This window comes from Pedobacter riviphilus (genome assembly GCF_014692875.1).
Taxonomy (GTDB): Bacteria; Bacteroidota; Bacteroidia; order Sphingobacteriales; family Sphingobacteriaceae; genus Pedobacter; species Pedobacter riviphilus.
This window is the reverse complement of record NZ_CP061171.1, coordinates 5,193,951-5,206,148: the sequence shown is the minus strand read 5'-3', so window position 1 is coordinate 5,206,148 and position 12,198 is coordinate 5,193,951. Positions and strand designations below refer to the sequence as shown.

Annotated in this window: 13 protein-coding genes; 6 read left to right on the top strand and 7 right to left on the bottom strand. The window is 38.3% G+C overall.

Annotated elements, in window-relative coordinates; genetic code table 11:
• Window positions 1-3 precede the first annotated feature (3 nt).
• The 4 genes from H9N25_RS21440 (at window position 4) to H9N25_RS21425 (ending at window position 3,158) form a co-directional block, all read left to right on the top strand.
• Window positions 4-807: a hypothetical protein gene (locus tag H9N25_RS21440; protein ID WP_190327181.1), complete on the top strand. Its 804-nt coding sequence runs from the start codon at window positions 4-6 to the stop codon at window positions 805-807.
• Between the two features lie 15 nt (window positions 808-822).
• Window positions 823-1,197: a GntR family transcriptional regulator gene (locus H9N25_RS21435; RefSeq protein WP_190327180.1), complete on the top strand. Its 375-nt coding sequence runs from the start codon at window positions 823-825 to the stop codon at window positions 1,195-1,197.
• A gap of 4 nt (window positions 1,198-1,201) precedes the next feature.
• Window positions 1,202-2,044, top strand: a complete 843-nt coding sequence (locus tag H9N25_RS21430) for a GIN domain-containing protein (protein ID WP_167296114.1) — start codon at window positions 1,202-1,204, stop codon at window positions 2,042-2,044.
• A gap of 127 nt (window positions 2,045-2,171) precedes the next feature.
• Complete coding sequence (locus H9N25_RS21425; protein WP_190327179.1) at window positions 2,172-3,158, top strand: alpha/beta fold hydrolase; 987 nt, start codon at window positions 2,172-2,174, stop codon at window positions 3,156-3,158.
• 124 nt (window positions 3,159-3,282) lie between these two features.
• On the opposite strand, the gene H9N25_RS21420 is transcribed toward H9N25_RS21425, so the two are convergent.
• The 3 genes from H9N25_RS21420 to H9N25_RS21410 are packed head-to-tail and all read right to left on the bottom strand — an operon-like array spanning window position 3,283 to window position 6,010.
• Window positions 3,283-4,173, bottom strand: a complete 891-nt coding sequence (locus tag H9N25_RS21420) for a DUF6263 family protein (protein ID WP_167296112.1) — start codon at window positions 4,171-4,173, stop codon at window positions 3,283-3,285.
• A gap of 17 nt (window positions 4,174-4,190) precedes the next feature.
• A complete protein-coding gene (locus H9N25_RS21415; RefSeq protein ID WP_167296111.1) occupies window positions 4,191-4,964 on the bottom strand; it encodes a M90 family metallopeptidase in 774 nt (257 codons plus the stop codon).
• 8 nt (window positions 4,965-4,972) lie between these two features.
• Complete coding sequence (locus H9N25_RS21410; RefSeq protein WP_190327178.1) at window positions 4,973-6,010, bottom strand: Gfo/Idh/MocA family oxidoreductase; 1,038 nt, start codon at window positions 6,008-6,010, stop codon at window positions 4,973-4,975.
• A gap of 104 nt (window positions 6,011-6,114) precedes the next feature.
• Between H9N25_RS21410 and H9N25_RS21405 the strand changes: the two genes are divergently transcribed.
• Window positions 6,115-6,459, top strand: coding sequence for a hypothetical protein (locus tag H9N25_RS21405; protein ID WP_167296109.1), 345 nt, complete (start codon window positions 6,115-6,117; stop codon window positions 6,457-6,459).
• 525 nt (window positions 6,460-6,984) lie between these two features.
• On the opposite strand, the gene H9N25_RS21400 is transcribed toward H9N25_RS21405, so the two are convergent.
• The 4 genes from H9N25_RS21400 to H9N25_RS21385 all read right to left on the bottom strand — a co-directional run bounded on the left by H9N25_RS21400 (window position 6,985) and on the right by H9N25_RS21385 (window position 11,355).
• Window positions 6,985-7,662, bottom strand: a complete 678-nt coding sequence (locus tag H9N25_RS21400; RefSeq protein WP_184464836.1) for an OmpA family protein — start codon at window positions 7,660-7,662, stop codon at window positions 6,985-6,987.
• Window positions 7,663-7,840: 178 nt separating this feature from the next.
• Window positions 7,841-8,533 carry an ABC transporter ATP-binding protein gene (locus H9N25_RS21395; RefSeq protein WP_190327177.1) on the bottom strand — a complete coding sequence of 231 codons (693 nt, stop codon included), beginning with the start codon at window positions 8,531-8,533 and terminating at the stop codon, window positions 7,841-7,843.
• Between the two features lie 2 nt (window positions 8,534-8,535).
• Window positions 8,536-10,008 (bottom strand): DUF5687 family protein, encoded by a 1,473-nt coding sequence (locus tag H9N25_RS21390; protein ID WP_190327176.1) that lies wholly within the window; start codon window positions 10,006-10,008, stop codon window positions 8,536-8,538.
• Window positions 10,009-10,074: 66 nt separating this feature from the next.
• Window positions 10,075-11,355 carry a replication-associated recombination protein A gene (locus H9N25_RS21385; protein ID WP_190327175.1) on the bottom strand — a complete coding sequence of 427 codons (1,281 nt, stop codon included), beginning with the start codon at window positions 11,353-11,355 and terminating at the stop codon, window positions 10,075-10,077.
• A 130-nt stretch (window positions 11,356-11,485) separates the two neighbouring features.
• Here H9N25_RS21385 and H9N25_RS21380 point away from each other — a divergent pair, with 130 nt between their 5' ends.
• Window positions 11,486-11,866 (top strand): VOC family protein, encoded by a 381-nt coding sequence (locus H9N25_RS21380; protein ID WP_190327174.1) that lies wholly within the window; start codon window positions 11,486-11,488, stop codon window positions 11,864-11,866.
• The last annotated feature ends 332 nt before the right edge of the window (window positions 11,867-12,198 follow it).

Below are 12,198 nucleotides of genomic sequence, written 5' to 3'. Positions count from 1 at the left end.
GCAATGAACAACACATTTAATATCAATCGATTTGGCTTATTGCTTAAAAGACAGTGGCTGGAGTTTGGAAAAATTTATTTGATGAGTTTGATAGTGCTTACCGTAATTGTAGTGGGCTTCTATCTCTTTAACATCCCTCGTTTCAACCAATCAAATTTTGTATGGAATGATAACGGCCATGCTCAATTAGCCTTTCGTATGCCTGTTTTTCTTTCGATCGGTTTTTTGTTTTTAACAATTGAAGCCAGCACCTATTTTAGTGCGTTAGGGCAAAAACCGAAAGCAATTATGGAATTAATGACACCAGCCTCTGTTACCGAGAAATTCTTTTGCGCAATTCTTTTCTCCGTAATTCTCAGCTTAGTAAGTTACCTACTTATTTTTTATATAGTTGATTCTATATTTCTTAACTATATCAACGAACTATGGAAAAATCAAAAAGCGCTCGATTATAACACCAATAAACTAACATTGGTGAGCTTTAGCTCTTTTTATGATGATTTAACCGTCGATAACAGGTCTAAATTCCTATTTGCTTTTCCACTTTTCTTCTCTAGCATTTTTCTTCTGGGATCCGTTTATTTTAATCGCTTTCATTACGTTAAAACCGCTCTATCCTTAACAGCCTTATTCACACTTGTGATCTTTTTAGGCTTTAAAACTGCGAAATGGTTACTGGAAGGTAAGTACAATACAGGCACAAATGAAGGAGACTTTGTATTCATAATACTATTTGTGGCTAGCATCTTAGTCACCTTATTTATCTGGATAATTACTTACGTCCGCTTAAAAGAAAAAGAAGTTTAATTAAAAGGTATAGATATGGAATTTAGAGATAACAAGGCGATATACCTTCAAATTGCAGAATACGTTTGTGAACATATTTTGCTCGGAAAATGGAAAGCCGATGAAAAAGTTCCTTCGGTGCGGGAACTGGCCGTAGAAATGGAAGTAAATCCTAATACGGTAATGCGTACCTACGAGCTGCTACAAAACAAGAACATCATCAACAATAAAAGAGGAATTGGTTTTTTTGTAGAGGAAGCGGCAATAGACAATGTAAGAAACTACCGCAAACAACAGTTTATAACAGATGAACTGCCAACCTTTTTCAGGAATATTTACCTGCTTAACATTGGTTTTGATGAACTGGAAAGCCAATACAAAATGTTTGTAAAAGAAAATTTTAACGCCTAAAAAAATGAAAACAAGCAATAAATTATTAATCACCCTTGCTGCACTGTTCATTATTGTTCCAATAATTGTTGTGGCCATAAATGCCAAAATAAATTATAAGCCATCAACTAGTGGTGGCTTTGTTGAAGAACAAGAAATAAACGCGGAGCCCTTTGATAAGGAAAGCCAAGGCAGAACTGCCGTACCTATAAAAAATCCGTTTACCAGTATTAACATTCCAGATGCTAGAGGTAATGCTCTGCAGATACATTTTATTAAAAGCGATGTATTCGGGGTAAAAGTACCTACTGAGATGAAAGACGCCATCAATTTTAGTGTAAACAATGTGGGCGTACTACAAATTTATTTTGATGATAAAGCACAGCCATCGCACCATCATAGATCAGATATAACAATACTGGTATATTGTCGGAATGTTGACGAACTCAATTTAACTAATTCTTCAGAGCTGATTTTAACAGCCAAAAGTGATTCTTTAAATATTAACATGAAAAATGCCGGCCAGCTCAGTTTTGGCTCGCCCATTACATTATTTACAAATAATGGAAAATCGAGCAAAGTAATTAATCAACCCGACATTAAACAGTTAAACATCAACCTGGATAGTACAACTTTTTATTCGGAAAACAACTCTTATAAAAAGTTAAATATAAGATGCAAGAATTCAACCGTTGATCTCGGAGGAGAAGAAGATAAAAGCAACATTGGCAATTTAACGATTAATACTTTCGAAAAATCGGAAATTAAGATTGACAAAGTTAATATCGATAAAATTTCTGGTAGTCTATCAGATGAAACAACCATTGCGATGCCCGTAAAATATTTGAAACAGATGCTCAAAGATTAATTCAAATCGCCATGGCACTTACATTTAATTGCTGATTATGTAAAAAGGGCATGATTTTTAAGCTAACTAATTGGCAAAAGTCTAACTTGGGCCAATTAGCTTTTTAGTTTTTACATCATTACCAATCATGAAGAGATATTTTCTTTTACTTGCCCTCAGCCTGTTCGTTTTTACCCTTGTACATGCACAAAAAATAGATACGCTATCTATCACCCTTGATAACGTTAAATACCCGTATCCCGTTAAATACTTTCCTATTAATACCGAAGACCAGGATATTAAAATGGCTTATATGGATGTTGCACCAACTGCAGCAGCCAATGGAAAAACGGCAATCCTTTTCCATGGGAAAAATTTTGGAGGTTATTACTGGGGCAATGTAATTAAAGCCTTAACCAACATCGGTTATCGTGTAATCGTACCTGACCAGATTGGTTTTGGTAAATCATCTAAAGCATTTATCCATTACAGTTTCCACCAAATGGCTAGCTGGAATAAACGACTGCTAGATACCTTAGGCGTTCAAAAAACCGTGGTTTTAGGTCATAGTATGGGCGGTATGCTGGCTACGCGTTTTGCTTTGATGTACCCGGAAACAACTGAAAAACTCTTGCTCGAAAATCCAATCGGACTGGAAGATTATAAAACTTTCATTCCTTATATCACTACTGCGCAACAGTATCAAACGGAACTTAAAACCACTGCTGAGAGCGTACGAAAGTATTACCAAGGCTCTTATTTTACGTATTGGAAACCTGAATACGAATACCTGGTGGGCATTGCGGGAGGGGTAACCAATAGTTCCGACTACCCGCGCTGGGCTAAAGTTGCCGCGTTAACTTATACCATGATTTATGAACAGCCTGTAGTATACGAATTTCAGAATTTAAAGGTACCTACTGTTTTGTTTATTGGTAAGGAAGACAAAACAATCGTCGGCAAAGGCCTGCTTACGCCAGATCAACAGGCTTTACACGGTCAGTATAAACTTTTGGGAAAGCAAACCGCAGCCAAAATTATTGGTGCTAAGATTATTGAGTTTGATGCTTGTGGCCACATTCCACATATCGAAATTCCGACTGAATTTTTAGTGGCATTAACAGGTAGTTTGTAATACGAAGAAGTCAAATCAAAAAAGATGTCATCCTGAGCTTGTCGAAGGAAAATCTTCGTGATTTTTTTAAGAATAAGGGTCTTCGACAGGCTCAGACTGACAGCAGGAATAGCGAACTTAATTTCTAATTAACCTCTTTCCCTACAATTTTATTAATGCCTTGCATTTCGAAATCGATGTCCTGCCCCATCGATTTCATTTTGCCGTAAAGTTCAACGCGCAAGTGGCTGTTCAATACTATACCCGTTTTTAAATCGACAGCTGTTTCTCCGGAGTTTGTACCTTTTAAATCGGTTTCCATGTGATTGCCCATCACTTCAAAATTTCCTTTCGAAATTAAGCTTCCCTTTACACTCAAAATGGCAACACCATCCTTTACCTCTTTTAATGTGTATTGCGTAATCGTTTCAATGGGCATGCTCATTTGCATTTTGGTATCAACGGTCCAGCTATCGCCTATTTTGATCAATTTTTCGGGATAGATTTTAAAAGACGATTCCATGGTTTGTTTAACCATATCGGCACTAAATTGCTTTCCTAATGCACTTTTTATGGCCTTCAGCTTAACCGTATCGGTAGTCATTTTTGCCGCTACGCGATCTAGCATCATGTCAATGCCAGCTACGGTTTTAATTCCGCCGTTTGAAGCTACTGTCATATAAAAAGATGCGCCTTTAAAACCTGCAAACGGACCTTTTTTGGTACTGTCTGCCTCATCCGAATCCAGGTTCATGGTATTCCCCATTGCAGTCGATTTCATAAACAACCTGTTGTAGGTTACCTTTATATCTTTATCGCCATTGTGCCCTTCTGTGATATCAAAAGTATAATCGGTACCGATGGCTTGCGTTGAATTAATGCTCCTACTACCAATTTTCTGTTTAATAAGCTGATCTGAAATAAACGAGAAGTTATACTTATTCCCTGTCGGGTAATTTTGCCTTAGCACATAGGTTTTCTGCGCAAAGGCGCTGATGGCGATCAAACTACAGATAACTGTTGCAAATATTTTCATTTGTTAATTTATCATTTTTAACCTGCAGGCTGTTGCGCAAAAATACGGCTTAACTGAAAGTACAATTCAGGGTGCTTATCTTTAAGCTGTTCGGGCTTTTCGAAAAAGTATTCTGAAACTACGGCAAAAAATTCGGCCTCATTCGTGATGGCATAAGGATTAATATCCGATTTATTTTCTTCAATCTTTTCAATTTCCTCACGCATCATTTTAATCCAGGGCAAAGTATATTCATGGGCCATTAAATTTTCGGGTACTCCATCTGTTGCACCGTCTGATTTATCTAAAAGGTGCACAAACTCGTGGATTGCGGTATTCTCTTTCCCTGCACTTTTAGAAAAACCATGGCGCAGTGCCGATCGAGATAAAATCATTTGCCCGTTCATATAACCTGTACCCACCATACCCATAATGTTTCTTTCACCCCCTTCAAACTGAAAATCCTTGTTAAAGGCATCGGGATATAACAAAACGCTGGTTAAGTTTTTGTATTGCCAATCGTCGAAACCAAAAATCGGGATCACAGCACTAGAGGCAATCAGCAGTTCATCCAGTGTGGTCATTTCTAAACCTACCGGCTCAATTTTAACCGTACTGAAAAATGCAGCTACTTTCTCTTCAAACCTCAGTTTATCTGTCGAATCCAGATTATGGTAATAGCCTACATAGTCGTCGAGTATTTTTTTATCAACATCGGTTAAAGGCTCTATCGCAACTTTCTTTTTCTTCAGGATTAAATAAAGGGCAATCAAAAAAATTGGAATCAGGTATACAAATGGGAGAGAATTCATGATCAGGCTTATGCGGTTATGGGGCTTTCTATAATTTCCATTTGTGTTAAAACATCTTCGCGGGTCACAGGATAAGGCTTATTGTTAACAATGCCTTGATAAACAGCTTCGAAAAGTGGCAGATAGCTACCTACTTCGGAAGGAATGGTTTCCTCCGTTTTATTGCCATCTGCATCAATAGTAGTTAACACACCATCTTTGCTTTCAGATTCGATACCATAAGCCGGATCGCTTAATTTCATACCCGCCAAAAGTTGCTCTTCCTGAATATCGGTTCTCTGTTTAATAAAACTTCCGTTCATGCCGTGTAAAACAAATCCTGCCTGCGGGCTTACCACCAACATACTCGAAGTAACAAAAACATTCAAACTATCTGGATAACTTAGCTGGATCGAAAAGTAATCATCAACCAAAGTACCTACCCTATTTTTACCTAAAATTTTGTGGTAACTTAAAGGTTTGCCAAATAAACAGATCACCTGATCTAACAGATGTGGGCCTAAATCGTATAAAAGTCCGCTAGCCTCTACCGGATTTTCTTTAAATACCTTTGGCCCGATTACATTGCGGTAACGATCGTAACGTAAATGAACCTCAATCAGTTTCCCCAGCTTGCCACTTTCAATTACCTTTTTCACTGAGGTAAAGTCGCTGTCCCAACGGCGGTTCTGATAAAAAAAGATTTGCTTTCCTACACTATCGGCAAGTTCAAAAAGTTCTTTTGCTTGTGCAACCGTTGCCGTAAATGGTTTTTCAACCAGAATATGTTTATGTGCATTTAATGCAGCTTTCGAATGTTCATAATGCAGGTTATTTGGGGTATTAATTACCACTAACGCTATTTCCTCATCATTCAAGAGTTCATCAACACTATTATAACTTGTAATATTTGGATAATCATTCACTGCGTTTTTATGGCTGCGTTCTACTATTGCCTTTAAATTAAATCCGCTGTGTCCCTGCAAAAAAGGAGCATGAAAAACTTTTCCTGACATGCCATAAGCTAATAAACCCGCATTAATTGTTTTATTGATATTCGTATCCATAGGTTATAAATGTAGTTAAAAATACAATTACCAATCAAGCTTTAAGTTAAAACCGCAAAGCTTTTACTTAGGCCTTACACCTTTTTACCTTATCTTTGTCAGATATGAAGCCGTCGGAGATTAATGCCAAGTGGAAAGTTTTACAGGAAAGGATTTCAAAGGAATTTGAATCTGATTTTCCTGATTTAAAAGTAATGCTTTTTTTAATCGGCGTTCAGGAGCTGGGCAAAGGGCCAAAGAAATACAGCAAACGCCAAAAAGAAGAGTTGATGCATATTGCTACCTGTCGTTTATTGAGTGAAATGGGATTCTATGAGCTAGAGGGCCTAGATCAGGACGGCTGGCCGCATTGGAAATTAATTAAAGCCATTCCACCTTATACCATGCTTGAGCAGGAAATGCTGATGAAATCGCTTGTGGTAAGTTATTTCGAAGATATTTATTCTTAGAACCTATCGTGGTGTTGGATCTTACCATCCGACACGATCTATTTATAGGTTTTGGAAAGCAGGGCCATCTACTTTTTTTAATATCAGCCGGGCTTTTCGCTGTATCTCCGATTCCGATGAAAAACCGGAACGGAGGATGCCGCTTCAATCCCGTTTAAATTCGGGGGGCTGGTGCAGCTATTTAGGGTTGCAGGTGCTAGAAAAACTTACAAAGTTGCCCCACGGCCAGCGCAGTAATCCAACCCTCCCCAAGCGCCACCGCCTTAAGTTAACCAAACCCGACAGCAGCGGGCACCGAACGCAGAGAGGTAAAGCGAATGGCGGGACTATCGAAACCGATACACACAGTAACCTGCTTTTCAAAACCAACAGGAATATACAACCTTGTGTTAGATAATAGGGCGCGCGCAACCGTTTATGCCATTTGTCGCACAGCAGCAACATCACAAAACACAAAAAAACCCCGGTGAATGTACACCAGGGCTGCATTTATAATGACCTCATAGGTAGAGGGAAATTGCGGTATTATCCTTGTTTTTGTGCAGTTGCTTTTAATGCATCGTTGGCAACGATTACAATCTCTACACGACGGTTAGCTGCACGGCCAGCATCAGTTTCGTTATCAGCAATTGGTTCAGAAAAACCTTTACCAATTGTAACTAAACGATTTGAAGGAACACCTTGCGAAACAGCGTAAGCTTTTACTGCTGCTGCCCTTCTTTCAGATAGGCCCATGTTATATTGTTCGGTACCGCGGCTATCGGTATGGCCAATAATTTTAATATCAGTATCAGGATATTGATTTAATGAAGAAGCTAAACTCTGGATGTTTGTTTTAGCTGCATCTTTCAAAGCGGTTTTATCAAAATCGAATAAAATACCACTATCAAATTTCACAATAATTCCTTCACCTTCACGAATAACTTCTGCGTTAGGAATAGCTTTCTGGATTTCAGCTGCCTGTCTGTCCATTCTACGGCCGATAAAAGCTCCCGCTGTACCGCCAATAGCACCACCAATTAGGGCTCCTACTGCTGTATTACCGGCTTTTTTACCGATCAATGCACCAATAACACCACCAGCTGCAGCACCAATACCAGCTCCTTTTTGTGTTTTAGTTAAACTATCACAACTTTGGAATGCCATCGATCCTACTGCTAACCCTATACTTAATGTTGCTATTCTTACTTTTGAAATACTCATAATAATCTAGATTTATAATTTCTACCCGTTATATTCAAACACAATGCCAAAAAGTAACCAAACTGTATTTTCTGTCCATTTTGACCAAAATTCACTAAAAACACAAACAATACACATATAAAAAAAGAGTCCCGATAAATGGAGACTCTTCTATAATGTATCATTCTTAGTACAAAAACTAGGCAGAGAAATAATTCTCTAATTCCTTTAATGTATTTTCGTCTGTTTTAAAATCTTTAATTACCTGCCCTTTTTCAACTAAGATAATACGGTTACAAACATCGGTAACATGATTTAAATCGTGACTAGAAATAAAGGTAGTCATGTTGCCTGTTTGCTCTTTCAGTAGTTTCTTTAAACGTATCTGTGTAGTTGGATCGAGGTTAGCAAAAGGTTCATCTAAAATTAAAATTTCTGGCTTTTGCATCAGTGCAGCTGCAATACCAACTTTATTTTGATTTCCTTTACTAAAATCGCGGATGTATTTTCCACTGTTTAATATTTCTCCATTAAAGAACTCGCCATATTGGCTCAGGTAAGCCGAAACATCAGCTACACTTAAGTTATTTAAACTTCCAATAAAAATAAAATATTCTTCAGGGGTTAAATAATCGATCAGAAAACCTTCATCCAAAAATGATGCAGTATAATTCTTCCAGTTATCGTTGTGCATTACATTTTCGCCTTTTGATAAAACCTCGCCATTAGTTGGGCGGATTAAATCTAAAAGCATTCGGAAGAAAGTGGTTTTACCAGCGCCGTTATTTCCAACTAAGCCAACGGTTTCGCCAGCAGCAATCTGCAAATCTTCGATGTTTACAACGGTTTTATCGCCATAAACTTTTTGTAAATTCTTAACTTCTAAAATCATAATTATTCTCTAAAGCCTTCGGCTATTTTATAACGTTGTAACTCTAATCTTTTTGCAATATAATTCACCCAAAAGCCGCGTAACAATAACATCGCAAGGCCAAAAACAGAAACGGCAACCAATCCCCAATAAGGCTTGTTGAGTATACCAAATGGCACATAAATTAATATTGGGGTAAGCGCATAAGGAAACATTAACAGCCATTGTGTAGCGCCTGTGCCCTGGTAATTAAAACTTGCCGCCTTGGTAATATCTAATCTTTTATAATTTAGGGTAGCAAGATAAAGCACCACTACCGTTCCAAAACCGATGTTATATAAATAAGCAGCCAGGTGTAAGAGTAATAGCTTCGGACTTAAAAATCCGTAAAAACTCGCTAATAAGGTAATAATGGTACAGCCAATGGTAAATAGTAAAAACTTAGCCTTGATGTAATCTTTAAAATTGATTTTATTGGCTAATATTCCATCAAAATGGGCACTTTGCCATGCAAACATAAACTGGCCATAAATAATGATAGAAACACCTGTCATGAAAATAGCACCAAACATCATTTGCCCGAAAGCATTGTGATTTATTGCTTTTTCCTTATAAAAAATAAACCCGTAAAAGAGAAAAAAGAACCCCATAATAACCGCGGAGCGGGGGCGTTTGTGACGGAGAATTAATTTTAACTCTAAAGCAGCCAGTTCGCCAACCTTGCCAAAACGGTTCAGGAAAGCATAATCGGTACTGCCTTTCTTCTCCTGTTTGCTGCTTAATTCTTCTACATATAGGTTTTTACGCAAGAAACTGGAGTTGAAATAAAATATACCTATAGCAGCCAAAGTAAATGCAAAAGCATAATAAGGATGAGCTGCAATGGCCCTGAACACAAAATCGGAACCGGCCATGATTGAAATAATCTTATAATATTCTAAAGCAGCAAACGTAGCAATAACAACCAAGCCCAAGAAGGTATAAAGTGTATTGGTGATCGATTTCCGCTTGATATACAACACCATATAATTGTTAAAGATCATAATCGAAAATATCGAAACGATATACATGATGGTGGTAACTGCACCAAGGCTCGGTGCAATTTTGATGAAACAGAACGGAAGAAAGATAAAAAATGGCCAAAGGTTAAATGCCGAGAACAGTGCCTTAACATTTAAAAACTTAATAATCTTACTCTTTTGTATTTTGAGGTGCAGGTACGGAATGATACTCAACGTTGGCAACTCCTGAAACTGCATGCGCATGATAAAATCGAATGCAAAATAATAGAGAATAATGCCATTGAAGCTTTTAATTACATCTTGATTTGGGAAAAAGTAGGCCAATAAATGAGACATGCCAAAACCGGCACCAAGTGCCAATATGAAAAAATATAGCATAAAAAAACCCAAAACAATTTGGCCAGCAATGCTACTGCCCCTGTTTCGCGAACGCCAGAAAGATTTTCTTTGATGGCTTAAAAAAGTACTCAGCATATTTAGTTTAGGTGTTTGATTTTAGTCAATATATCTATTAGTATGTATTTGAGAGAAAATGTTACACTAATATTTGTATTTGTCTTTCCAATTTTGCCTTAGCTTTTCGCGCAGTTTCTCTTCTGCAGCGTTTTTCCCCGGATCGTAAAGTTTGGTACCGCTTAATTCTTCTGGAAAATATTCTTGTGGCGAAAAATTACCTTCATATCCGTGCGAATATTGGTAATCTTTCCCATAGCCGATATTTTTCATCAGTTTGGTTGGTGCATTGCGGATATGCAGCGGTACAGGTAGGTTTCCTGTTTGTTTAACCAAAGCCTGTGCTTTGTTAATGGCTTCATAAGATGCATTACTTTTAGGCGAACTGGCCAGATAGGTTACACACTGCGACAAGATGATCCGCGCCTCCGGGTAGCCAATTACATTTACTGCGGTAAAACAGTTGTTGGCCAAAAGCAGGGCATTAGGGTTGGCATTGCCAATATCTTCTGAAGACAGGATCAATAACCTACGGGCAATAAAAAGTGGATCTTCGCCTCCTTCTATCATCCGGGCCAACCAATAAACGGCTGCATTCGGGTCGCTGCCACGGATGGATTTAATAAAGGCCGAAATGATATCGTAATGCTGCTCTCCCGCTTTATCGTACAGCGCAAGGTTCTGCTGTGCGTGTGCCAGCACATTTTCGTTTGTGAGTACGATTTTATTCCCACCAATGCCGTTAATGGCAATTTCGAGCACATTTAATAATTTCCTTGCATCGCCACCCGATAAACGAATTAAGGCCTCATGTTCTTTTATGGAAATATTCTTCTCTGAGAGAATGCTATCTTTTTTAATGGCTGTTTCCAATAAACCCGCTAGCTCCGCTTCGGTTAAGGATTTTAAAATATAAACCTGGCAACGGGAAAGTAAAGCGGAGATCACCTCAAAAGATGGATTTTCGGTTGTTGCGCCAATTAAGGTAACCAAACCCCTCTCTACCGCACCCAACAAACTGTCTTGTTGCGATTTGCTAAAACGGTGAATCTCATCGATAAACAAAATGGGTAGGCCTAAAAAACTATCCTTCAGCTGTGCGGCCCGATCGATTACGTCCCGAATATCTTTCACACCGCTGTTAATGGCGCTTAAGTTAAAAAACGGACGATCTAATGCCTGCGAAATGATATAGGCCAAAGTTGTTTTACCTACGCCTGGAGGTCCCCAAAAAATCATGGAGGGTAGCTGACTGCTCTCTATCGCCTTGCGTAACACCGCACCTTCTCCAACCAGATGTTGTTGACCAACATATTCATCTAGATTTTGAGGGCGCATACGTTCGGCTAAAGGAGGCAGGTTTTGCATAATGGTAAATATATAAAAATTGAGTATTTTGTTTGTCGATAATTTACTAACCAAATATCGCAAGCATAAATCCTTAATATTGATTTAACTAAAACAAAAGGACGAATGCTTTAGTTCTAATTTAATTATTATGGACATTAAAAACTTAGATCATCTTGTATTAACGGTTGCCAATTTAGAAAGCACCTGTAAGTTTTACAGCCTTGCCTTAGGGATGGAAATTGTTGAATTTGGCGAAAACAGAAAGGCTTTGAAATTTGGGAATCAGAAAATTAACCTGCACCAATATGGAAGTGAGTTTGAACCAAAAGCTTTCAAACCCATGCCCGGCACAGCTGATCTTTGTTTTATTACCGATCTTCCACTACGTGAGGTGATGCAGGAACTTAAAGAAAAATGCATCGAAATTGAGGAAGGGCCCGTAGAACGCACCGGCGCCAATGGGAAAATTATCTCTATTTACCTCCGTGACCCGGATATGAATTTAATTGAAGTGAGTAATTATTTGTAGGCTCCTAGAAAGTGCTTCGGTTCCGCCGGCCCCGCCATTCGCTACAATCTTTTTGTGCCTGTCTTCCTGAGTTTATCGAAGGATCAACAAAAAGGATTTTCGCTACTGTTGGGTTTATTCCACCTATAGCAGCAGCATTTGGCCACCTAAACCCAATCAAAGCGAGATGCCGATATTTCATGGCAGAAGCGGGAGCGGGACTGCTCTTGCCCAAAGGCTACCGCAACTGCTTTCCAAAAAATAACGGTTTTAAAAAATGATTAAACTATTCGAGAAATCTGCAATTACATTTAACAATGGGTATTTCTCCATTCTGTTGCACTCCGCTCGAA

Excerpts from the sequence above, each read along its gene's own strand:
- H9N25_RS21440 (WP_190327181.1), top strand. The coding sequence starts at position 4 with ATGAACAACACATTTAATATCAATCGATTTGGCTTATTGCTTAAAAGA.
- H9N25_RS21435 (WP_190327180.1), top strand. The coding sequence starts at position 823 with ATGGAATTTAGAGATAACAAGGCGATATACCTTCAAATTGCAGAATAC.
- H9N25_RS21430 (WP_167296114.1), top strand. The coding sequence starts at position 1,202 with ATGAAAACAAGCAATAAATTATTAATCACCCTTGCTGCACTGTTCATT.
- H9N25_RS21425 (WP_190327179.1), top strand. The coding sequence starts at position 2,172 with ATGAAGAGATATTTTCTTTTACTTGCCCTCAGCCTGTTCGTTTTTACC.
- H9N25_RS21420 (WP_167296112.1), bottom strand. The coding sequence starts at position 4,173 with ATGAAAATATTTGCAACAGTTATCTGTAGTTTGATCGCCATCAGCGCC.
- H9N25_RS21415 (WP_167296111.1), bottom strand. The coding sequence starts at position 4,964 with ATGAATTCTCTCCCATTTGTATACCTGATTCCAATTTTTTTGATTGCC.
- H9N25_RS21410 (WP_190327178.1), bottom strand. The coding sequence starts at position 6,010 with ATGGATACGAATATCAATAAAACAATTAATGCGGGTTTATTAGCTTAT.
- H9N25_RS21405 (WP_167296109.1), top strand. The coding sequence starts at position 6,115 with ATGAAGCCGTCGGAGATTAATGCCAAGTGGAAAGTTTTACAGGAAAGG.
- H9N25_RS21400 (WP_184464836.1), bottom strand. The coding sequence starts at position 7,662 with ATGAGTATTTCAAAAGTAAGAATAGCAACATTAAGTATAGGGTTAGCA.
- H9N25_RS21395 (WP_190327177.1), bottom strand. The coding sequence starts at position 8,533 with ATGATTTTAGAAGTTAAGAATTTACAAAAAGTTTATGGCGATAAAACC.
- H9N25_RS21390 (WP_190327176.1), bottom strand. The coding sequence starts at position 10,008 with ATGCTGAGTACTTTTTTAAGCCATCAAAGAAAATCTTTCTGGCGTTCG.
- H9N25_RS21385 (WP_190327175.1), bottom strand. The coding sequence starts at position 11,355 with ATGCAAAACCTGCCTCCTTTAGCCGAACGTATGCGCCCTCAAAATCTA.
- H9N25_RS21380 (WP_190327174.1), top strand. The coding sequence starts at position 11,486 with ATGGACATTAAAAACTTAGATCATCTTGTATTAACGGTTGCCAATTTA.